The sequence below is a fragment of the Methylacidimicrobium sp. AP8 genome, from assembly GCF_903064525.1.
Lineage (GTDB): Bacteria > Verrucomicrobiota > Verrucomicrobiia > Methylacidiphilales > Methylacidiphilaceae > Methylacidimicrobium.
Genome location: NZ_LR797830.1, coordinates 1,457,817 through 1,478,201 on the forward strand (window position 1 = coordinate 1,457,817; position 20,385 = coordinate 1,478,201).

The 20,385-nt window shown below is 64.9% G+C and carries 18 protein-coding genes; 4 read left to right on the top strand and 14 right to left on the bottom strand.

Annotated elements, in window-relative coordinates; genetic code table 11:
• Positions 1 to 16 precede the first annotated feature (16 nt).
• The 3 genes from MTHMO_RS06825 (at position 17) to MTHMO_RS06835 (ending at position 2,714) form a co-directional block, all read left to right on the top strand.
• Positions 17 to 565: an RsmD family RNA methyltransferase gene (locus MTHMO_RS06825; protein WP_202214113.1), complete on the top strand. Its 549-nt coding sequence runs from the start codon at positions 17 to 19 to the stop codon at positions 563 to 565.
• A 371-nt stretch (positions 566 to 936) separates the two neighbouring features.
• On the top strand, positions 937 to 2,250 hold the full coding sequence (locus MTHMO_RS06830; RefSeq protein ID WP_202214114.1) for a molybdopterin-dependent oxidoreductase: 1,314 nt from the start codon (positions 937 to 939) through the stop codon (positions 2,248 to 2,250).
• The gene (locus tag MTHMO_RS06835) at positions 2,247 to 2,714 is read left to right on the top strand and encodes a cytochrome C (protein ID WP_202214115.1); all 468 of its coding nucleotides are present in this window, start codon (positions 2,247 to 2,249) and stop codon (positions 2,712 to 2,714) included. The genes MTHMO_RS06830 and MTHMO_RS06835 overlap by 4 nt, the downstream gene beginning before the upstream one ends.
• Positions 2,715 to 2,780: 66 nt before the next feature.
• Here MTHMO_RS06835 and ahcY read toward each other — a convergent pair whose 3' ends face one another.
• Together ahcY and metK are read right to left on the bottom strand one after the other, a co-directional pair.
• Complete coding sequence (gene ahcY, locus MTHMO_RS06840) at positions 2,781 to 4,127, bottom strand: adenosylhomocysteinase (protein ID WP_202214116.1); 1,347 nt, start codon at positions 4,125 to 4,127, stop codon at positions 2,781 to 2,783.
• A 30-nt stretch (positions 4,128 to 4,157) separates the two neighbouring features.
• Positions 4,158 to 5,336, bottom strand: coding sequence for a methionine adenosyltransferase (gene metK / locus MTHMO_RS06845; RefSeq protein ID WP_202214117.1), 1,179 nt, complete (start codon positions 5,334 to 5,336; stop codon positions 4,158 to 4,160).
• Positions 5,337 to 5,401: 65 nt separating this feature from the next.
• On the opposite strand from metK, the gene MTHMO_RS06850 reads away from it, so the two are divergent.
• Positions 5,402 to 6,445, top strand: coding sequence for a metalloregulator ArsR/SmtB family transcription factor (locus tag MTHMO_RS06850; RefSeq protein WP_202214118.1), 1,044 nt, complete (start codon positions 5,402 to 5,404; stop codon positions 6,443 to 6,445).
• On the opposite strand, the gene MTHMO_RS06855 is transcribed toward MTHMO_RS06850, so the two are convergent.
• From MTHMO_RS06855 to MTHMO_RS06910, 12 genes are all read right to left on the bottom strand, one after another.
• Complete coding sequence (locus MTHMO_RS06855; protein WP_202214119.1) at positions 6,435 to 6,896, bottom strand: acetolactate synthase; 462 nt, start codon at positions 6,894 to 6,896, stop codon at positions 6,435 to 6,437. The genes MTHMO_RS06850 and MTHMO_RS06855 overlap by 11 nt on opposite strands.
• Before the next feature lie 131 nt (positions 6,897 to 7,027).
• Positions 7,028 to 8,284 carry an aminotransferase class I/II-fold pyridoxal phosphate-dependent enzyme gene (locus tag MTHMO_RS06860; RefSeq protein WP_202214120.1) on the bottom strand — a complete coding sequence of 419 codons (1,257 nt, stop codon included), beginning with the start codon at positions 8,282 to 8,284 and terminating at the stop codon, positions 7,028 to 7,030.
• An 11-nt stretch (positions 8,285 to 8,295) separates the two neighbouring features.
• Positions 8,296 to 8,796 carry an Lrp/AsnC family transcriptional regulator gene (locus MTHMO_RS06865; RefSeq protein ID WP_202214121.1) on the bottom strand — a complete coding sequence of 167 codons (501 nt, stop codon included), beginning with the start codon at positions 8,794 to 8,796 and terminating at the stop codon, positions 8,296 to 8,298.
• Positions 8,793 to 9,764: a ribose-phosphate pyrophosphokinase gene (locus MTHMO_RS06870; protein ID WP_202214122.1), complete on the bottom strand. Its 972-nt coding sequence runs from the start codon at positions 9,762 to 9,764 to the stop codon at positions 8,793 to 8,795. Before MTHMO_RS06870 ends, MTHMO_RS06865 begins: the two co-directional genes overlap by 4 nt.
• 93 nt (positions 9,765 to 9,857) lie before the next feature.
• Complete coding sequence (locus MTHMO_RS06875) at positions 9,858 to 10,016, bottom strand: hypothetical protein (protein WP_202214123.1); 159 nt, start codon at positions 10,014 to 10,016, stop codon at positions 9,858 to 9,860.
• A 77-nt stretch (positions 10,017 to 10,093) separates the two neighbouring features.
• Positions 10,094 to 10,651 carry an elongation factor P gene (efp, locus tag MTHMO_RS06880; protein ID WP_202214124.1) on the bottom strand — a complete coding sequence of 186 codons (558 nt, stop codon included), beginning with the start codon at positions 10,649 to 10,651 and terminating at the stop codon, positions 10,094 to 10,096.
• 28 nt (positions 10,652 to 10,679) lie between these two features.
• On the bottom strand, positions 10,680 to 11,651 hold the full coding sequence (locus MTHMO_RS06885) for an SIS domain-containing protein (protein ID WP_202214125.1): 972 nt from the start codon (positions 11,649 to 11,651) through the stop codon (positions 10,680 to 10,682).
• Between the two features lie 53 nt (positions 11,652 to 11,704).
• Complete coding sequence (gene mgtA / locus MTHMO_RS06890) at positions 11,705 to 14,467, bottom strand: magnesium-translocating P-type ATPase (protein ID WP_202214126.1); 2,763 nt, start codon at positions 14,465 to 14,467, stop codon at positions 11,705 to 11,707.
• A 145-nt stretch (positions 14,468 to 14,612) separates the two neighbouring features.
• Positions 14,613 to 16,676: an NAD(+) synthase gene (locus MTHMO_RS06895; RefSeq protein WP_202214127.1), complete on the bottom strand. Its 2,064-nt coding sequence runs from the start codon at positions 16,674 to 16,676 to the stop codon at positions 14,613 to 14,615.
• Between the two features lie 719 nt (positions 16,677 to 17,395).
• Positions 17,396 to 18,565 (bottom strand): FecR family protein, encoded by a 1,170-nt coding sequence (locus tag MTHMO_RS06900; protein ID WP_202214128.1) that lies wholly within the window; start codon positions 18,563 to 18,565, stop codon positions 17,396 to 17,398.
• A 131-nt stretch (positions 18,566 to 18,696) separates the two neighbouring features.
• Positions 18,697 to 19,554, bottom strand: a complete 858-nt coding sequence (locus MTHMO_RS06905; RefSeq protein WP_202214129.1) for a hypothetical protein — start codon at positions 19,552 to 19,554, stop codon at positions 18,697 to 18,699.
• Between the two features lie 6 nt (positions 19,555 to 19,560).
• The gene (locus tag MTHMO_RS06910) at positions 19,561 to 20,370 is read right to left on the bottom strand and encodes a hypothetical protein (protein WP_202214130.1); all 810 of its coding nucleotides are present in this window, start codon (positions 20,368 to 20,370) and stop codon (positions 19,561 to 19,563) included.
• Positions 20,371 to 20,385: the final 15 nt, after the last annotated feature.

A 20,385-nucleotide genomic window follows, 5' to 3' on the forward strand; every position in this document is an offset into this window, starting at 1 on the left:
GAGCTGCTTCTCGCACATGGCCCTTCGGGTGATTTCCGGCACAGCCGGCGGACTCCGCCTGGAAATTCCGCGCGGTGTGGAGATCCGACCGGCGCTCGACCGGGTCAAGGGGGCGATCTTCTCCTCGCTCGGGGATCGGGTCGTCGGCAAGCGGGTCCTCGACCTCTACGCCGGCACGGGCTCGCTCGGCATCGAATCCTTAAGCCGGGGGGCTGCCGAAGCGACATTTGTCGATCTGGCGGGCGCCTGCTGCCGGGCGATCCGGAACAATCTGGCCAAGACGGGATTCTCCGGAAGAGTGGTCGAAGCCGACGCCCTCCGTTTTCTTTCGCGGGATCCGGGTCGGTACGACCTCGTCTTCGCCTCCCCCCCGTACGAGAAGCGGGAGATCCGGATCGACGACCATCCGTTGCTCACTTTGCTGCCGCCGCGGATGGCTCCTCACGGGCTTTTCGTCTGGGAGTTTTTCCGCCGCAACCGGCTCGAGCAGCTCGGCGCCTGGAGCGAGCGGTGGCGGCGAAGGGCCGGAGAAACCCTCGTCGTTATGCTGGAGTGGAAAGGCTGACGGCGGCGGCCGGGCTCCGCATCCGTGTTTTTTTCCGTGCTCCCGCAACCGGCCTGCGCTGGCATGCAATCTGCTTTTCCCACCGCGGTGAAAGAAGAATTGCTGGAGCGACTGCCACAGGAAAAGCCCCGGGGCCGGAAGAGTCCCGCCGAGACCGCGCCCGCCGGAAACCTGCGAAGAGACGCGAGCGCAAAACGCCCGCTGCCGGCCTGGCCGCATCCTTTCCGCCGGTACGTGGAGTAGCTTGCGGCCGCAGGCGGGGAACGGCAGCCGACGGCTTCTCCGTCCGCGGTGCTTTTCCATTCGCAGCCCCTCCTGTCCGGCTCGGTCGGCTTGACTAGCGCGAGGGGGGCCTGTTACCCTCGCCCTTGATGTCATATCAAGAGCATCGATACTCCGATGCGGGCGAGCCTGCCGCTTCCCTCTACTCCCGCCGGCAGGCCATCCGGATCCTGACCGGGCTGCTCGGCACCGGCTTTCCGCTGGCACGCGCGATCGGCTCTGAGAACAGCAGCGCCGATCCTTCCGATCCGCTTCTCCCCGATCCGCACTGGAATCCGGCGCTTCCGCTGGCGCAAATGCCCCAGAAACTCCCGCTCGTTCGCTTCAGCGACCGGCCGATCGTTTTGGGAACCCCGCGCCCCTTCTTCGAATCGATCCTCACGCCCAACGCGGCCTTCTTCGTCCGCTACCATCTCGACGTGATCCCCAATGCGATCGATCTTTCCCGCTGGCGGCTGTCCATCCGCGGCAACGTCTCCCGGCCGCTCGAGTTTTCTTTCGAGGAATTGGTCTCCCGGTTCGAACCCGTCTCGGTGGTCGCCGTCAACCAGTGCACCGGGAACTCCCGCAGCCGCTTCTCCCCCCGCGTCCCGGGAACGCAGTGGGGAAACGACGGAATGGGCAACGCCCGCTGGACCGGGGTTCGGCTCATGGATCTGGTCCGCCGGGCGGGACTGCGGGCGGGGACGGTGGCTCTCCGCTTTCAAGGGCTGGACTCCGGCCGGAGCCCGGAAGGCACCCCGGCTCACTCCTTCGCGAAGTCGCTCGACACCGACGACCCGATCCTCGAGGAGTGCATCCTCGCCTACCTGATGAACGGAGAGCCCCTCCCCATGCTCAACGGCTTCCCGCTCCGCTTGGTCGTGCCCGGCCGCTTCTCGACCTGCTGGGTCAAGCATCTGAGCTCGATCGAAGCCCTTTCCGAACCCGATCGGAGCCACTGGATGGTGGACGCCTATCGGCTTCCCGACAATCCGCTCCATACCACGACCCCGGCCGAGGTCGCCGCCGGAAAGCTCCTCACCATCGCGGCCACCAGCACGCCGATGCCCGTCCGCTCGTTTTTCGTCCGGCCGGACGGCTCGTCCAAGCTGGTGGCTCGCCTCCCGATCGAGATAAAGGGGATTGCGTTCAGCGGCTGCGGCGGCATCCGGTCGGTCGAGGTCTCGACCGACCGCGGGCGGAGCTGGCGGACCGCCCGTCTCGATTCGGAGCTGGGCCCCTACTCCTTTCGCGGCTGGCGCCTTTCCTGGACCCCGCCGCGGCCGGGGGTCTACGAGCTCCGATGCCGGGCGACCGATAACCAAGGGCAGACGCAGCCGGCGGAGCCGATCTGGAATCCCGGGGGATACGCATGGAATGCGATCGAGACACAAACCGTTTACGTGGGGGAGGCCGCATGAGCCGGCGCCGGATTTTGGCGTCCGCGGCGGTGCTCCCGCTCCTTTGGTGCTTGTCGGCCGGCGCCGACTCCGGCCCCGCAGGCGGAAACGGGCTTTCCGAAGCCGGGGTCTACACCCTCGATTCCAGCGGGCTGATCGCTCCGATCTGCCCGTATCCGGGGAATACGGGTCCGACCTACTCGGTGGGGGCTTATCCCCTGGCGCCCACCCCCTTGCGGCGCGGGAAAGGGCAGGAGCTGGTCGAAAGCTACTGCTCCATCTGCCACAGCGTCACTCTTATCAGCGCCCAGCCCCGCTTCCCGGCCGAAATTTGGAAGAAGGAGGTCGAGAAGATGATCCACCTGGGGGCTCCGATTCCCCCGGAGCTGGCCGCGCAGATCGTCGATTATCTCCAGCAGAACTACGGGCTAATGCCGAATAAGGAGGATCCTCCGCGGGATCCTGCGACGAAGCCGGCTCCCTGAATCCCTCGGCCGATCCCGATCGGCGGACCGCGACGCGGTTCGGGTCGGCTCCCGTCGCCCTCCCGCTTAGTACCGGTAGAAATCCGGCTTGTACGGCCCGTCGACGGGGACGCCCAGATATTCGGCCTGCTCTTCGGTCAAGCGGGTGAGCTTGATCCCCAAGTGCTCGAGGTGGAGCCGCGCAACGCGCTCGTCGAGGTTCTTGGGAAGCACGTAGAGGCGGCCCCGCGCATAGCGCCCGCTCTCCCGTTCCCTCCAGAGCTCCATCTGGGCCAGCACCTGATTAGTAAAGCTCGCGCTCATCACGAAGCTCGGATGGCCCGTGGCGCAGCCGAGGTTCACGAGCCGCCCTTCGGCCAGGACGAAAAGCCGCTTGCCGTTCGGCCAGACGAAGAGATCCACTTGCGGCTTGATCTCGACCCGCCGGAGGGTCGGATCGCCGTAGAGGGTAGCCACGTCGATTTCGCTGTCGAAGTGGCCGATGTTGCAGACGATCGCTCCGCTTTTCATCCGGTCCATGTGCTCCCGCCGGATCACGTGGATGCAGCCGGTCGCGGTGACGAAGATGTCCCCGGTCGACACGATGTCCTCGAGCACGGTCACCTCGTATCCTTCCATCGCCGCCTGCAAGGCGTTGATCGGGTCGATCTCGGTGACGACGACCCGCGCCCCCATCCCCCGGGCGGACCGGGCGCACCCCTTGCCGACGTCGCCGAACCCGCAGACGACGACCGTCTTCCCCGCGATCATCACGTCGGTCGCCCTCTTGATCCCGTCGAGGAACGACTCCCGGCAGCCGTAGAGATTGTCGAACTTGCTCTTGGTGCAAGAGTCGTTCACGTTGAACGCCGCAGTACCCAGGGTCCCCTTGGCCGCGCGCCGGGCCAAGCGGTGGACTCCGGTCGTGGTCTCCTCGGAGATGCCATAGATGCCCGGCAGCAGCTCGGGATGCTTCTCGTGCACCAGCTCGGTCAGATCCCCTCCGTCATCGAGAATCATGTTGAGCTGCGAGCCGTCCGGCCAGCGCAGCGTCTGCTCGATGCACCAGTAGTATTCTTCCTCGGTCTCGCCTTTCCAGGCGAACACGGGGATCCCTCGGGCCGCGAGCGCGGCCGCCGCGTGATCCTGCGTCGAGAAGATGTTGCAGGAGCTCCAACGCACCTCCGCGCCGAGAGCGATCAAGGTTTCCACGAGCACCGCAGTCTCCACCGTCATGTGGAGGCAGCCGGCGATGCGCGCGCCGCGCAGGGGCTGGGCCGGGCCGAACTCCTTGCGAAGAGCCATCAGCCCCGGCATCTCCGTTTCGGCCACCTCGATTTCCTTCCGGCCGAAGTCGGCCAATCCGATGTCCTTGACTCGGAAATCCCCGGCGCGGGAGAGCTGCTTTTCCTTCGTTTCCACGGTTGTCGTCATGGCAAATCCTTTCTTCGCTTCTTCCGTTGTCTAGAGGTTGAGCCGCTTTTGGAGGATCACGGCACGATCAGTCCGCTCCCAGGTGAACGTATCCAGCTCGTCCACGCGCCCGAAGTGGCCGTAGTTGGTCGTCCGCCGGTAGATCGGCCGCAGTAAGGCGAGCTCCTCGATGATTTCCGCCGGCTTGAGCCGAAACGTCTCCCGGACCGCGTCGACGATCTTCTGCTCGTCCACCTTCCCGGTCCCGAACGTATCGACGGCGATCGAAACCGGATCCGGATGGCCGATAGCGTAAGCTAGCTGCACCTCGGCGCGATCGGCCGCTCCCGACGCCACCACGTTCTTGGCGATGTATCGCGCCATGTAGGCCGCGCTCCGGTCGACTTTGGAGGGGTCCTTCCCGCTGAAGGCCCCGCCGCCGTGGCGACCCATCCCGCCGTAGGTGTCGACAATGATCTTCCTTCCCGTCAAGCCGCTGTCGGCCTCCGGCCCGCCGATCACGAACCTCCCGGTCGGATTAATGAAATAGCGGGTCGATCGATCCAGGAGATCGGGCGGGATCGCCTTGGCGATCACCTCGGAGAGGATGACATCGCGAATCGTGTCCTGTCCGACCTCCCGGGCATGTTGGGTCGAGACGACTACCGTCTCGACACGGATCGGCCGATAGCCTTCGTAGAGGAGGGAAACCTGGGCCTTCCCGTCGGGGCGGAGCCAGGGCACCACCCCCCGATGGCGAAGCTCGGAGAGCCGGCGGCAGAGGCGGTGGGCGAAGATAATGGGAGCGGGCATCAGCTCGGGCGTCTCGCGGCAGGCAAAGCCGAACATCATTCCCTGATCGCCCGCCCCCTGTATGCCGGGAGTCGCGGTGTGGGTGCCGTCCACCCCCTGGGCGATGTCCGGGCTCTGTTGCGTGAGCGCGTAGACGATCTGGAGCTTGTCGGCGTGGAAGATCTCGGCCGGCTCGTCATAGCCGATCTCCCGGACCCGCTCCCGGGCGATCCGGACATAGTCGAGCTTCGCCCGCGTAGTGACCTCCCCGGCCAGAACCAGGAGATTGCTCTTGACAAGCGTCTCGCAGGCGACCCGGCTGTCCGGGTCTTGCTCCAGGCAGGCATCCAGGACGGAATCCGAAACGGCATCGCAGACCTTGTCGGGATGCCCTTCGGTCACCGATTCCGAAGCGAATACGTGTTTTCGAAAAGTCACGCCGCCACTCCTACAAAGAAAGGGAAAGGTTGGCAAGCCATTTATTGATTGATAAGCATATTCCGATGCATGACAAATCCTATCCTGCGCCCGCCGGTCGCGGCGACCGTCTTCGCCGCCTCTGGTCGCTGCTCGGGGATCTCACCCGACTGCGCATCCTGGCCCTCTTGCAGAAGCAGGAACTTTCGGTGGCCGAGCTGTGCGAAATCCTCCAGGCGAGCCAGCCGGCCGTCTCCGGCCATCTCGCGCTGCTGCGCGCCGAAGGCCTGGTCCGGGTCCGCAAGCAAGGCCGAAAGGCTTTCTATTCCCTCCCGGCCGAACGGAGAGAGGATGAAGCCCGCCTCTCCGCGACCGCCCTCCTGCTGCTGGAGGAGTCGGAGGAGGCCGGCCGCGATCCCGAGCGGCTGCGCAAGGTGATCGAAAGGCGCAAGCGGCAAACCCGCGCCCATTTCAACCGGATGGCGGGACGCTTGGGCGGAGCCGGCGGCTGCCCCGGCCGAGGATGGGCGGCCGTGGGCCCCCTCCTCGCCCGCCTCCTTCCTCCTGCAGTAATCGCCGATCTCGGCTGCGGGGAAGGATGGCTTTCGCAGCTGCTCGCCGAGCGGGCGAAACGGGTGATCGCGGTCGACATTTCCCCGCGGATGGTGGCTTTCGCTACCCGGGAAGCCAAGAAGAGGAGCTTTACGAACCTCGAGTTCCGCCTCGGGGATCTCCAAGACCCTCCCATCCCGCCCTCGAGTGTCGATGTCGCCGTCCTCAGCCAGGCGCTCCATCATGCCCCGAGCCCCGATCAAGCCGTGGCGGCGGCGTTCCGCATTTTGCGGCCGGGGGGCATCCTCGCCGTTCTCGACCTCTGCGAGCACTCCTTCGAAGATGCCCGCACGCTCTACGGCGACTACTGGCTCGGCTTCGCGGAGAGCGACTTGGAAAAGTGGTTGCTCGCCGCTGGGTTTACCGAAATCCGCATCCAGCCCCTCGAGCCCGACGCCGACCCTCCGCACCTCCGCGCCCTCTTGGCGAGCGCGACGAAGCCGAGCCTCCTCCCTGCGGAGGCCGGCGGTCGGCCACCGCAGCAGGTCGGCGAAAACAGCCGAGGCATCAGCGGCTGATGTCCTTTTGCGAAAGCACCCGGAACTGATTGCGGATCAGAACCGAGGTGGCCAGCTCGTCGTCTTCCACCCGTAGCGCCAGAACCGCCTTCCCGTAGGGGCGCGTCATCAGCGGATAGCTGAAGTAGATGTTGATCTCCGCCTGCAGGAGGGTCGCCAGCAGCTTCCGCAAGTCTTCCGCGCTTTGGGGAAGCTCGACGGCGACCAGGGTCGACTCGTTGAAGGCGATAGTATGCTCCTGCAGAAGCGAGCGGGCATTGGTGGGATCGTCGACGACCAGCCGGATCACCGCGGCGTCGATCGAATCGAGGATCGTGAAGCCGACGATGTCGACTCCGCCGCCGGTCAGGATGCGCACCAGATCGAGCAACCGACCCGCCTTGTTTTCGACATAGACAGAGAATTGGGTGATTTTCTCCCTCTCTCCTTCCCGAGCCGTTTGCAATCCCACAGCTGTCCCTCTCCGTTACCGCTCCTCTCGCCGGCCTATCCCGGACTCTTCGAACCGGAACGGGAGGCGGAAGTGCCTCTTTTGGAAGCTAGTATGCAAGGCACTGATCCCCAAGGCAAGCAGCGCCGCTTCTATCCCGTTCCTCCCCGATCCTCCGCGGCCAGGCTCTTCCTCGGGAAGTTCTTCCGCATCCACCAGGACATCCTTCCGACAGCCTCCTCCAGATCCTCCATCCGCGGGCTGAAGCTGCACCGGAGATACCCTTCACCGGAAGGTCCGAAAGCCGTCCCGGGAACCACAGCGACCCGCGCCTCGCGCAGGAGGCGCAGGGAGAACTCCTGGGAAGAGAGGCCGAAAGGAAAGACCGCCGGGAAGAGATAGAACGCTCCTTCCGGACAATGGCAGGGGAAGCCCAAGGAAGTGAGGGCGCGCCGGAGGTAATTCCTCTTGCGCCGGTAGGCCCGGCGCATCGCTTCGACTTCCCCCGCCCCGCGCTCCAGCGCCTCGATGCCGGCCTCTTGGCTCACGATCGGCGCGCAAAGCATCGCATATTGATGAATCTTGACCATCGCGGCGATCAAGTGGGCCGGGCCGCAGGCCCAGCCGAGACGAAAGCCGGTCATCGCGAAAGCCTTGGACAACCCGTTGAGCACGATCGTCCGGTCCTTCATTCCCGGAAGGGCGGCCACGGAACGATGGCTCTTCTCATAGGTCAACTCGGCATAGATCTCATCCGAGAGAACCACCCAATTCTCCTTCCGGGCGATCGCCGCAATCTTCTCGAGGTCGTCCGCTTCGACGATCGACCCCGTAGGATTCGCCGGAGAATTGAGCAGCAACGCTTTGACTCCGGGTGCCGCCTTCTCCGCCACCTGTTCCGCCCGCAGCCGGAACCCGTCTTCGAACTGTGTCGGAATCCCGACGGGCACCCCGTGGGAGAGCACGATGCCGGGGGAGTAGGCGACGTAGCCGGGCTCGGCGAAAAGAACCCTTTCCCCCGGGTTGAGGATCGCGCGCAAGGCGCAGTCGAGGGCTTCGGAGACTCCGACCGTCACCAGGATTTCCGCTTCCGGATCGTAGCGCACCCCGGTCAGCCGCTCCATGTAGGTGCTGATGGCCCTCCGCAGGCGAAGCAGGCCGAGATTGGAGGTGTAGCCGGTCTTTCCCGACTCGAGGGCGAAGATCGCCTGCTCGCGGATGCTCCAAGGGGTCGCCTCCCCCGGCTCTCCGATCCCGAGCGAGACAACGTCTTCCATTGACTGCACAAGGTCGAAAAAGTCGCGGATTCCGGAGCGAGGAAGATCGCGCACATGCCGCGCCACCAGCTGCTCCCCGCTGGGGAGGAACGGGAGGATGTTTTCCCCGCGGGCTTCAGGGGCTGGTCGCATCAGGTTTCCCTTCACGGGCTGACCGGCAGCCGCTCCGGGTTCGGGGAGTCCCCAACGAGCACTCCCTGCTCCTTATAGGTCCGCAACATGAAATGCGTCGCCGTGGAGGTCACTCCGCGCAGGGTCGCCAGCTTCTCCGAAACGAAGAGCGCGATATTCTGCAAGGTCGAACCTTCCAGGAAGACCAGCAGATCGTATCCCCCGCTCATCAGAAAGCAAGACGTGACCTCCGGATAGCGGGCAATCCTCCGGGCTAGCCGATCGAATCCTCCTCCCCGCTCCGGAACGACCTTGACCTCGATCACGGCCTTCACCGTCCGGCGCTGCGCCTTCTCATCGTCGACGATCGCCTTGTAACCGAGGATCACCTTTTCTCTTTCCAGCCGGGCGATCTCCTCCCCGACGGCGGCCGGCTCGCAGTCCAAGAGCTTCGCCAAGGCTTCCGGCGAGCGCAGAGGGTTTTCCTCGAGCAGGCCGAGCAGCTCGGCCGAAAAGGAAGGGGCCTTGCTCATAGGAACACCATCTTTCCGTCCACACGGAAGAGCGAAGAAACCGATTGACCGTTGTGGATCCGCTTGATCGCCTCGCCCAGCAGGGGAGCGACGTCGAGAACCGTCACCTTCAGCCCTTCGACCGGATGAATCGGCACGGTGTTGGTGGTAATGAGCTCCTCCAGGCAGGATTCTTGCAGCCGCTTGATTCCCAGCGGGTTGAGAACCGCGTGGGAGATGCCGGCGAAGATGCGCCTGGCCCCCCTCTCCTTGAGGATCCGCGCCGCCGCGGTCACCGTCCCGGCCGTCTCCGTCAGGTCGTCCACGATGAGCACATCCCGGCCCTCCACCTCACCCACCAGGAATTGCGCCTCGGTATGCTCCGCGTCGACGCGGCGCTTGACGACCAGCGCCAGCCCGGCTCCCAGCAGCTCCGCGTAGCTCGACGCCAGCTTGATCCCGCCCACGTCGGGAGAGACGACGACCAGGTTGGACAGGCCCTTGGCCGCTAAGTACCGGTAGAGCACGGGCGCCGCGTAGAGGTGATCGACCGGGATATCGAAAAACCCCTGAATCTGCTGGGCGTGCAGATCGACGGTCAGCACGCGATTGACCCCGGCGGCGACCAGCAGATTGGCTACCAGCTTCGCGGTGATCGGCACCCGCGGGCGGTCCTTGCGATCCTGCCGGGCGTAGCCGTAGAACGGGATGACCGCCGTGACCCGGGCCGCGCTGGCTCTCCGGGCCGCATCGATCATGATCAGCAGTTCCATGATGTTGTGGTTGGTCGGCGGGCAGGTCGGCTGCACCAGGAAAACATCCCGCCCCCGGATGTTTTCGTCGATCTTCACGAATGTCTCCCCGTCGGGAAACGAGGAGATCGTGGCCACCCCTAACGGGATGCCGATCGACTCCACGATCCGTTCCGCCAGCGGCCGGTTGGCGCTTCCCGAAAAGACCAGGAGCGGATTCCCTTTTTCTCCGTTCATCGGTGACCGGGCCTCATTGTGCCGAGGTACGTCGGGGGCTTTTCCCCGAGACCCGGGTCATGACATCCAGCCGGAGAAGCAAAGGCCCGGGGCTCATGGCCGGCCGTTCTCCTCGGTTACGCCGGCGAAGGGAGAAAAATGCTCGACTACGGCGAAAAAAGCCGTGCGGGCCTTCCCCCGGCCGGCCGGCCGCTTGCCCGTCCCTCCCATGCCGATCCGAGCGGCTTCCAGGATCTTGACCCATTCGGGCATAGGCGCCTGCATGATTGTTGGCCGGTCGCCGCTTTCCGGGGGCTTCCGGGCTGTTCGGACGTGCCCGAGGACCTCCTCTACGCGCGGCTCAAGTACTTCCCCTCGGCCGTGCTCACCTTGATCTTCTCCCCCTCCTTGATAAAGAGGGGAACCTGGACGCTCAAGCCGGTTTCGACCTCGGCCACCTTCATCACATTGGTCGCCGAATCCCCGCGGACCCCTTCCGGAGAGCTGACCACCTTCAAGGTCACCGTGGGCGGCAGCTCGACGGCGGCCACCGCATCGTCGGTGAAGAGGAGATCGACCACCTGGTTTTCGGTCAGATAGTCTTTCGCCCTCCCGACCAGCTCCTCCGGAACCGATATGCTCTCATAGGTCTCCGGATCCATGAAGACGTAATCCTTGCCTTCGCGGTAGCTGTATTCGCACTTCTTCCGCGTCACCGTGACCAGCTCGACCTTGTCCGAGGAGCTGAACCGCTCCACCGAGGACCTTCCGGTCTTCAGGTTGCGCAAGGTCATCTGGACAAAAGCGCGCAGATTCCCCGGAGTCCGGTGCTGGGTTTCCAACACGAGGCAGACCGCACCGTTGTGCCGGATCGCCTGCCCCTTGCTGACATCGCTTGCGTTCGTCATATGCGATCTTTTTTCTACGATCTTTTCTCTACATCAACTTGTGCATGGCCAGATCCCGGGAATCGACCATCCCTACCGGCCGATTCTCCGCGTCGACCACGATCAGATCGTCAATGCGATGGGCTTCGAAAAGATTGAGCACTTCCACCGCAAGCTTGTCAACCCGCACCGTGACCGGATGTCGGGTGATCACCGCCGAAAGCGGCAGATCCCCCACTCGGGGATCCCGCTCGTACCCGCGCACGAAATCTCCGTGCGTGAAGATCCCGGCCAGCACTCCGGCTCCGTCGACGACGACGGCCGCCCCCGCCCTCTTGCGATTCCACTGGTGCAACGCTTCCTTCACCGAGGCCCCCTCGGACAGCACCACGATCTCCTCGCGCGAACGCATGATATCGCCGACGCGGAGCAAGAGATGGCGCCCCAAGGTTCCGCCCGGATGCAGGCGGGCGAAGTCTTCCTTTTGAAACCCCCGCTTTTCCAGAAGGACCATCGCCAGCGCGTCGCCGAGCGCCAACATCGCCGTCGTGCTCGACGTCGGCGCCAGATTGTGGGGACAGGCTTCCTTCTCGATCCGGACGTCGAGCACGGTGTCTGCGTTCTGCGCCAGAGTCGAGCGCAGATTGCCGGTAATCGCGATCACCGAAACCTTCATCCGCTTCAGATAGGGAAGCAGGCGGACCAGCTCCTCGGTCTCGCCGCTGTAGCTCAGGGCCAAGGCGGCGTCGCCTTCGCAGGCGATGCCCAAGTCCCCATGAAAGGCGTCTACGGCGTTGAGCACCACGCTCGGCGCTCCCGTGCTCGCCAAGGTCGCCGCGATCTTCTGGCCGATATGGCCCGATTTGCCGACTCCCACCACGATGATCTTGCGGTTGGCCGCCACCGCGTCGCACAGGCGCTGCACGGCCTCGGCAAAAGAGGCGCTCAGCTTCTTTTCCACCAGCCGGAGGGCGTCGATTTCGATTTCGAACACCCTCCTTCCCATCGCTACCAGGTCCATGAAGGGGCTTGATCGTACGGCCTGGCGGCCGGAAACACAACGGCCAATTCCGCTCAAAGCCACTCGCCGAAGCGGCGCACGTACCAGTTCTTCACAATTTGGGTCAGCACGCAGTAGGAGAGGAGAATGGCCCAGAGCCAGAAGTAGAAGGAGATCGGCAGCGGCACCAGCCCCGCCGCCGCGCCGAACGGAGTGACCAGGATCAGTTGCCCGAGAATAAAGACGAGGATCGTCGCCACGACCAGCGGCCAGGCGGCCACGCTTTGGAGAAAGGGAATCTTTCGTGTCCGGATCATGTGGACGATCAAGCTCTGGGAAAGGAGGCTCTCGACAAACCAACCGGATTGAAAAAGGGCTTGGCGCTCGGGGGAGTTCGCCTGGAAGACGAACCAGAGGACCGCAAAGGTGACGTAGTCGAAGATCGAGCTGATCGGCCCGATGAAGGCCATGAAGCGGCCGATGCTTTCGGCTTCCCATTTCCGCGGCTTGGCGAGGAACTCGTCGTCCATCCGGTCCCAGGGAATGAGCGTCTGCGACAGGTCGTAGATCAGGTTGATGATGAGAAGCTGAAGCGGCTTCATCGGAAGGAAGGGAAGGAGCAGCCCGGATCCGAGGACGCTCAAGACGTTGCCGAAGTTCGAGCTGGTCGTCATCTTGATATACTTGATGATATTGCCGAACATCCTCCGGCCCTCGATCACCGCCTCTTCGAGAATCAGGAGGCTCTTCTCCAAGAGGATGATGTCGGCCGACTCCTTGGCGATATCGACGGCGGTGTCGACGGAAATGCCGACGTCCGCCTCGCGGAGGGCCGGAGCGTCGTTGATGCCGTCCCCGAGAAAGCCGACGGCATGTCCGCCCGCCCGAAGCGCCCGGATCACCCGGGCTTTCTGCAGTGGAGCCATCTTCACGAAAGCCGTCGTCTTTTCGGAGGCGGCGATCAACTCCTCGTCGGAAAGCTTCTCGATTTCGAAGCCGCGGAGGATCCCTTTGATCTCCAGCCCCACCCAATCGCAGATGCGGGAGGTTACGATCTCGTTGTCCCCCGTGATCACTTTTACCTCGACCCCCGACTTTTGCAGCGCCCGGATCGCCGGTCCCGCATCGTGCTTCGGCGGGTCGAGAAAGGCGATGAAACCGCAGAAGGTAAGGTCCTTTTCGTCGGCGGCCGTGACCGTCGCGCTGTGCGCCGGCAGCTCCTTGTAGGCGACCGCGACCACCCGCATCCCGTCGCTGTTGAGCTCGTCCCGCATCGCCAAGGCACGGCGCTTCATCTCCTTGGAAAACGGGATGACCTCCCGCCCCTTTTTCACGTGGCTGCAGATCCGAATCATCTCCTCCACCGCCCCTTTGGTGATCAGCCAGTCCACTCCGGTAGAGACCTGCCTGGCCACGACCGACATGCGGCGGCGCTCGAAATCGAACGGGATCTCGTCGACCTTCTGGAAATGCGAGACGAGGCGCAGCCCGACTTCGCGCTGCTCGAGCACGGCCGCGTCGAGAAGGTTGCGCAGGCCGCTCTGATAGTAGCTGTTCAGGTAGGCGTACTCGAGCACCTCCGGGCTCTCCTCCCCGTCCACATCGAGGAATCGCTCCAGGATGATCTTGTCATGAGTCAAGGTGCCCGTCTTGTCCGTGCAGAGCACGTCGATCGCTCCGATGTTCTGGATCGCGTTGAGCCGCTTGGTGATCACCTTCCGGCGCGAAAGGCTGATCGCGCCCTTGGCCAAGGCTCCGGTGACGATCATCGGCAGCATCGCCGGTGTCAGACCGACGCCGATGGCCAGGGCGAAAAGAAAGGCCTCGGTCCAGTTCCCCTTCGTCAGCCCGTTGAGCAACAAGACGATCGGTATCATGGTCCCGATCACCTTCACCAGAAGCCAGCTCACGCGGCTGACGCTCTGATCGAAGCTCGTCGTCGCCCGATAGCCGCGAACCCCCTTGGCAAGAGCCCCGAAATAGCTCGAGGAGCCGGTTCGCAAGGCTACGGCGGTCGCGGTGCCGGAGATCACGTTGGTTCCCAGGAATGCGATATTCGGCAGGCTGAAGACATCGACGGGGCCCTCGGCTCCGCCGCCGGGCGCCATCGGAGAGTCGAATTTCTCCACCGGGAAGGCCTCTCCGGAAAGGGCTGCTTGGCTGACGAAAAGATCGCGGGTCGAGAGGAGCCTGACGTCGGCGGGGATCATGTCCCCGGCGGACAGATAAATGATGTCCCCGGGGACGATCATCCGGAGCGGAATTTCCCGGCCCCGGGCCATTTCCGGCGCCGGCAGATCGCTTTCCGTCTCTGTCCACCGCCGCCGGACCATCGCGGTCGTGCGAACCATCGCCTTGAGCTTTTCCACCGCTCGGCTCGACTCGAACTCCTGGAAGAAGCGGAGCAGAACACTGACCCCGATCATCATGGACATGATGAAGACCCCGTACCACTCTCCCAGCCACCCGGCCATGACGGCCATGACCGAGAGAAGGACGGCGAACGGGTTGAGGTAGCTCCAGAGAAGCATCTGCGCCCAGCTCGGGGGCTTCTCGGAATGGACCTCGTTGTACCCGATCTCTTCCAGCCGCCTCTCCGCTTCCTCCTCCTCGAGCCCGGCCTCGGATGTGCCTAATTCCTGCAGGAGTTCGGGGATCGGAAGGCAGCTCAAGCGCCAGAGATCCCGGGCGATCGCCTTTTCGGTCTCCCGCAGGGCGGATTCCCTGGCACGCTCCTTACTTTTCCTCCGCTCGAGCACCCAGCGCCAGAGCCCCAGCGGGAAGCCGGCGAGGCTCCTGTAGAGCGAATCGGTGGTGTTGGCCGGGGATCTGCTCATGGGTTCCCTTCCGTTCCCCCGGCTCGCCGTGCGCCGCGGCACCCGCTCATCCCGTCCCGTCGCGGAGCCGCCAGGGGAGGCCGCAGAAGCACCCCTCTTATCCAATCCCGCCCCGGGAGGAAAGCAAAAGTCTTCTTCCCGCGCCTCAATCCAGGCAGGAAGAGGAAGGCTCCCGCTCCGGGATCGCGTCGCAAGCGGCCAGCCAGACCGTGGCCGGACTGTCGCTCGGCGCTCGGTAATCCCCGCGGGGAGAGAGGGAACCGCCGGTGCCGACCTTGGGAGCATTCGCGATGCAGCTGCGCTTGAACTGGCTCTCCGCGAAGAAGCGGCGCAGGAAGAGGCGCAGCCACTTCTTGATCTCCGCGATCGAATACTGCGCCCGCGGCTCCCCCCGCGGCCATTCCCCCTGCGTGCAATCGTGCCAGGCCGTCCAAGCCAGGAAGGCGACCTTCGCCGGCTCGTACCCGAAGCGGAGAATGTAATAGAGGTGGAAGTCTTGCAGGGAAAAGGGCCCCACGACGTCTTCGGTCCGCTGCGCCGGCTGGCCGTCGGTCCTTCCGGGAATCAGCTCGGGGCTGATCTCCGTGGCCAGGATCTCCCGCAGCAGCGCGCTCGTCTCCTCCCCCAGCGCCTCCCGCTCGGCTTCGGAGGCGATCAGATGCCGGATCAGGGTCTTGGGGACGCTCGCGTTGACATGATAATGCGCCATCTGGTCTCCCACGCCGTACGTGCACCAGCCCAGGGCCAGCTCGCTCAAGTCGCTCGTTCCCACCACCAGCGCGCCGTTGGCGTTGGCCAGCCGGAAAAGGTGGCTGGTCCTCTCCCCGGCCTGGACATTCTCGAATGTCGTATCGTAGACCGCCGCCCCCTGCGCGGCCGGATGGCCGATGTCCCGGAGCATCTGCCGACAGCTCGGCCGGATATCGATCTGGTGCGCCGTGCAGCCCAGGGCCTTCATCAGCCGGTGCGCCTGCGCCAGGGTGCGCTCGCTCGTCCCGAAAGCGGGCATCGTGTAGGCCAGGACGTTGCTCCGGGGCAGCCGGAGCTGATCCATCGCCCGACAGGCAACCAGAAGCGCTTGCGTCGAATCGAGGCCGCCCGAAATCCCCAAAACCGCCTTTTGGAGACCAGCGGCCTGAAGGCGCGTGGCCAGACCCTGGACCTGGATGCGGTAGATCTCCCGGCAACGCTCTTCGTTTTTGCGCAGGTCGCTGGGCACGTAAGGGAAGCGGTCGTAGCGGCGCGCAAGGAGCAGAACCCCGTCCCGGGCGAGCTCCGCCCGGAAGGAAATGCTCCGAAAAACCTCGATCTGGGCCAGATGCTGCAAGCGGCACTGGGTGAAGCTCCCTTGGCGACGGCGATCGGCCGCCAGCCGCTCGAGGTCGACCTCGGCGGTGACAAGCTGGTCCCGGTCGAGGAAACGCTCCGTTTCGACCAGCCGCGTGCCGTTTTCGTAGATCATCCCGTGCCCGTCCCAAGCGAGGTCGGTGGTCGATTCGCCCCAGCCGGCCGCGGTGTAGACGTAGGCGGCCAGACAGCGGGCCGACTGGTTGCCCACCAGCTCCCGGCGATATTCTTCCTTTCCTACCGTAATGTTGGAGGCCGAGAGGTTGACCAGCACGGTGGCTCCGGCCAGCGCCGCGTAGCACGACGGGGGAATGGGAACCCAGAGATCCTCGCAGATCTCCACCGCAAACGCAAAGAGCGGCTCGTCCGAAGCGGCGAAAAGCAGGCGGCTTCCGAACGGGACCGTCTCTCCGCCCAGGAGAATCTCCCGTTCGTGCGCGCACTCACCCGAAGCGAACTGCCGCAGCTCGTAGAACTCCCGGTAATTCGGCAGATAGGTCTTGGGGACCACCCCGAGGATCCGGCCGCGATGGACCACCGCGGCGCAATTGTAGAGGGCCCCATCGAGCTCCAGCGGCAGCCCGACGACGGCCACCACGGGCAAGCCGGCGGACGCCTCCCGAACGCGCAGGAGCGCTTCGCGAGCGGCCCGAAGAAGAGCGGATTGAGCAAAGAGATCCTCGCACGAGTAGCCGCAGAGGCCGAGTTCGGGGAACGCCGCCAAGGCGACCCGCCGGGCCGCCGCCTCTTTTAAAAGCTCGATCGTCCGCTCCGCATTCGCAGCCGGATCCGCGATGCGCACCACCGGAATTCCGACGGCGAGGCGGACGAACCCGTGGTTGTAGAAATTAAAAAATTCCACGCTTCCTCGGAAGGAGGAAACATGGCAAAGGAGCGAGCCGGGCGAAAGCGATTTTTCCCCGAGCGGCGGCCGATTCGGTCCCAGGCCTACCGGCGGCCGCCGCCGTGGAATCCGCCGCCGTGGAATCCGCCGCGGAATCCGCCGAATTGGCCGCCGCGGAATCCGCCGCCATAGGCACCCCGGAAGCCGCCCCTCGGAAGCCCCGGTTCCCGATCGGTGCGCCGTGGAAGGTCCCGCCCCAACCGCGCATCCCTCCGGCCCGCCCACCTGCGCCTCCGCGCCACGTACGGCCGCCCGCTCCGGCGAACCCGCGCCCGGCCGTGCCGTGGAAATGGGAAACCCTCCCCGCCCGGACCACCCCGCCAGGAGCCCGATTCGCTGCGAAAGCCGGCGGCGCCGAACCGGCTCCAGGAACCGGCCCGGGCTCCCGAGAAGCTTCCTCCCTCGGCCCGGCTTCCCGCGCCGCCCCCAAAATGCCTCCAGCCCCCATTCCCGCTTCCCGCAGCTCCCGCGAACGAGCGCGAAGCCCCGCCGTTCCGGCGGCTCCGGCCACCCCGCCGAAGTGCCTCCATCCTCCCGCAGCCCCGCCTCCGGCATGGTCGGCGGCTCCCGGCCCGTGCCCGGTTCCGACCGCGGCTCCCGTGCCGCTCCCCGCATGACCGCCGGCCGCGGGGTGGCTCCCAAGCGGGAGGCTTCGCGGGCGCCGCCGGCGGTCGCTTTCACCCCGGAGCGCCGCCGGGTCCGGCAGCCCCGCCGTGGATGCCGGCGACATGTCCGGCCGCCGCCGACCCGCTTCGGCTCATGACATTCCGCATGTTGTTGATATTGTTGATATTGTTTATATTGCTTATGTTATTTATATTTGTGATGTTCGTCCGGTTATAGAATGCCATTCCGCCCCAGCCCCAGCCGAACAAGGGCCAGCCGAAACCGAAACCAAACAGCGGCCAGCCGAAACCAAACAGCGGCCAGCCTATACCGATACCGATCCCGATGCCGGGCCAGCCGAAACCGAAACCCAAGCCGAAGCCCAAGCCCCAGCCCCACGGGTAGCCCCAGCCCCAGGGGCCCCAAAACGGGTAGTAAGGCATGAAGGGGGCGGCCGCATAGTAGCCCAATCCCACGCCAGGCCAGCCGGCGTAGCCGTAGGACCACGGGGGCACGGTGGCTCCCACGAAGATGTTGGTCACGTTACGGCCGACGTCGTCGGAATAGCCGTGGTAGACCGGGTAGTCATCCCACAAGGCGGAAGAAGGAGTCGCCTCCGTCTTCGCGGCCGCCATCTCGTCCGCGTCGCGCTTCTGGTTCCACCGGTCCCACGCATCCGTCGCCGGAGCATCCAGGATTTGATATTCCGGATCGGTCGTTCCCTGAATCACCATCATCTTTCCCGCCGGCAGGTCCTCCGATCCCTGGGCGGAGACGACCCGCGCATCCCCCTTGCGCACGATCGCCGTCGCGGTCTCGCCCTCCACCTTCACCCGGTAGTCCCCTTCCTGAACGGGCTGGACGCTCGCCCCGGGCGTCCGGATGGCGATGTCGCGCCGGTTGCCGCTGAAAACCGAATAGGTCGCCGTCCCCCGGACCAACTCCACCTGGATGGCGGAAGGACTCAGGTTGCCGATTCGCAGCTCGCCCTCCTCTCCCAGCCGGACGAAGTTGTTGGAGTCGATGCGCACTTCGGCCCGTGAACCGGGTCCGGTCCGAATGCGATCGCCGGGATGGAGCACCTCGCGGGGGGAACCCGGTTCCCAGCGCTCCGATCCCGCCTTCTGCACCGAGAGGGAACCCTGGTAATAGGAAAGCCGGGCGGTCTCCGAGGAGGGCGCGCCGGCGAGGGATAGGCTCGATACGGCTAAGAGTATGCCGACCAGCGGCAGGCGCTTCATAGCACTCTCCTTTGCCCTCCAGAGGGTATCAGGCTGCCGCCGATTGCAAAGAGAAATACGCTTTCCCCAGGGAGCAATCCGGCGGGCGCGATCCGGTCTCTCCCCTCTTCCGGTTCCCCATCCGAAGGCGATCAGTCGATCCGGAGAGGCGTCTTTTTCCAGACCAGGTGAATCAGGCCGAAGAGCTCCCATCCGAATGGCGGATATCCCAAGTAGCCCGGCAGCGGCATGGCGAAGAGGTGCCAGAAGTCCAAGAAGGGGATATGATACACCCAGCGGGGATTCGATCGGCTGTTCCAGAGCTCCCAGAAGAAGCCGCAGAAGAGCGCGGCCAAGCCGAAGACCACGATCGGCCGCCAGTCCCCCCTCCCTATCGCGACCAACAGCGACGGTCTCTTCCTGCCGGCGTTGAGGGGATCGATCAGGCAGACGAGCGATGTCCAGAGAAACGGAAAGAAGATCCCCGGAAAGAGGAGGAAGAGAGCGAGCATCGCGACACCCCCGAAAAAGACCGCCGGCAGCCACCGGTCGACCCGGAACCCGGCTCCTCTGCTGCGGAAGCGGCGGAGCCAGGAAAAGCTCCCGATCCATTCCGCCGTGACCAGGACGGCGGGCAGCACGGTCGAAAAGCTCAGGGAAGAGCAGAGGAAGTAGAGCCAGGGGGGGAAACCCTCCAATCCGACGTATTCCCAATTCCGGCCGCGGAGGTTGAGGAGCTCGAAGAGCCACCAGATTGCGGCGGATAGGGGGAAGAGTGCCGCGAACCAGCGCCGGTCGCGGGCGAGTAGCGAGCTGCCGGTCCTCCGGTGGACCAGTCCGTCCATCGCCAGGATATAGCCGAACCAGAGCGGAAAGAAGAGCCAAGCGGTCCGGGCTCCCGGCAGCGACCAGTCCAGAGGCCAAAACACGCCGATCAAGAGCAGGCCGACCGCCAGCTCCCTGCGTCCGATCGCCGCCGGCCCACCTTGCGTCCCCCTGCGCTCCTCCATTTCCGCCTATCGCGGCCCGCTCTTCCGGTGATGACTCCTTTTCCGGCCGGCACGCGCCGACGGGAAGCTTGCCTGCTCGCTGGGTGCCCCGTCCTTCGCCTTGATCGCCTGGTAGAGGATGGCCTCTTCCAAGTAGGTGATCCATGGGCCCGGGGGGACGTCCCGCCGGTCGACGAAGCGCCAGTTGACCTTGTCCCGGCCCCGCAAGCCCAGATACTCCTTGACCGCCGGAGAAACATCGATGCCCGCGGAAGCCCGCGGCCGTTGGTTTCCGAAGACGTAGGCCGCATCGTCGGTGACGAACGGCCCTGCGTCCATCCATTGGGCGAAGATCCGCTTTCCGTTCGGTCCCTCGATCTCGACCCAGCGCCCTTGGCAGCGGGATTTCCCGTCCGGAGCTTCCGAATCGTTCCAGGGAACCCACCTCCTGGCCAGCCCCGGATGGGCTAAGTCGTTGAAAGGCAGGGCTACATAAAAAGGATTCAGGGTCGCCGCATGCGTGCCGGGCAACAGCCCCGCCCGCGCCTCCGGGCTGTCCTCCCCCCCGTAATGGCGCACCCAGTGGGCGTCCCAGGAGCTCCGGAAATTTCCGCTGGGGCTCTGCGGCGCCCAGTCCGTTCCGATCCAAAACACGGTCGCGATGATGCCGCGGTGCCACGGATAGCCCGAAGGACGCCGGGACACCTCCTTTTCCGGTCCCTTTCCGGCGTGCGCCGGCTGGGCCGTCTCCGTTGCGCAGAGAAGCAGAAGGCTCCAGAAAAGGACAACAGCTCCTTTCGGCCACCGCGGCGCCGGCTTGATTCGTTTCGGACTCATGGAAAAAGGAGCTTT

What these genes read in the sequence shown, in the direction of transcription:
- MTHMO_RS06860 (WP_202214120.1), bottom strand. Translation starts at nt 8,284, where the DNA reads ATGCGACCAGCCCCTGAAGCCCGCGGGGAAAACATCCTCCCGTTCCTC.
- MTHMO_RS06905 (WP_202214129.1), bottom strand. Translation starts at nt 19,554, where the DNA reads ATGGAGGAGCGCAGGGGGACGCAAGGTGGGCCGGCGGCGATCGGACGC.
- mgtA (WP_202214126.1), bottom strand. Translation starts at nt 14,467, where the DNA reads ATGAGCAGATCCCCGGCCAACACCACCGATTCGCTCTACAGGAGCCTC.
- MTHMO_RS06875 (WP_202214123.1), bottom strand. Translation starts at nt 10,016, where the DNA reads ATGCCCGAATGGGTCAAGATCCTGGAAGCCGCTCGGATCGGCATGGGA.
- MTHMO_RS06825 (WP_202214113.1), top strand. Translation starts at nt 17, where the DNA reads ATGGCCCTTCGGGTGATTTCCGGCACAGCCGGCGGACTCCGCCTGGAA.
- MTHMO_RS06910 (WP_202214130.1), bottom strand. Translation starts at nt 20,370, where the DNA reads ATGAGTCCGAAACGAATCAAGCCGGCGCCGCGGTGGCCGAAAGGAGCT.
- MTHMO_RS06885 (WP_202214125.1), bottom strand. Translation starts at nt 11,651, where the DNA reads ATGGACCTGGTAGCGATGGGAAGGAGGGTGTTCGAAATCGAAATCGAC.
- MTHMO_RS06850 (WP_202214118.1), top strand. Translation starts at nt 5,402, where the DNA reads ATGCATGACAAATCCTATCCTGCGCCCGCCGGTCGCGGCGACCGTCTT.
- MTHMO_RS06870 (WP_202214122.1), bottom strand. Translation starts at nt 9,764, where the DNA reads ATGAACGGAGAAAAAGGGAATCCGCTCCTGGTCTTTTCGGGAAGCGCC.
- MTHMO_RS06900 (WP_202214128.1), bottom strand. Translation starts at nt 18,565, where the DNA reads ATGAAGCGCCTGCCGCTGGTCGGCATACTCTTAGCCGTATCGAGCCTA.
- MTHMO_RS06835 (WP_202214115.1), top strand. Translation starts at nt 2,247, where the DNA reads ATGAGCCGGCGCCGGATTTTGGCGTCCGCGGCGGTGCTCCCGCTCCTT.
- ahcY (WP_202214116.1), bottom strand. Translation starts at nt 4,127, where the DNA reads ATGACGACAACCGTGGAAACGAAGGAAAAGCAGCTCTCCCGCGCCGGG.
- efp (WP_202214124.1), bottom strand. Translation starts at nt 10,651, where the DNA reads ATGACGAACGCAAGCGATGTCAGCAAGGGGCAGGCGATCCGGCACAAC.
- MTHMO_RS06830 (WP_202214114.1), top strand. Translation starts at nt 937, where the DNA reads ATGTCATATCAAGAGCATCGATACTCCGATGCGGGCGAGCCTGCCGCT.
- MTHMO_RS06865 (WP_202214121.1), bottom strand. Translation starts at nt 8,796, where the DNA reads ATGAGCAAGGCCCCTTCCTTTTCGGCCGAGCTGCTCGGCCTGCTCGAG.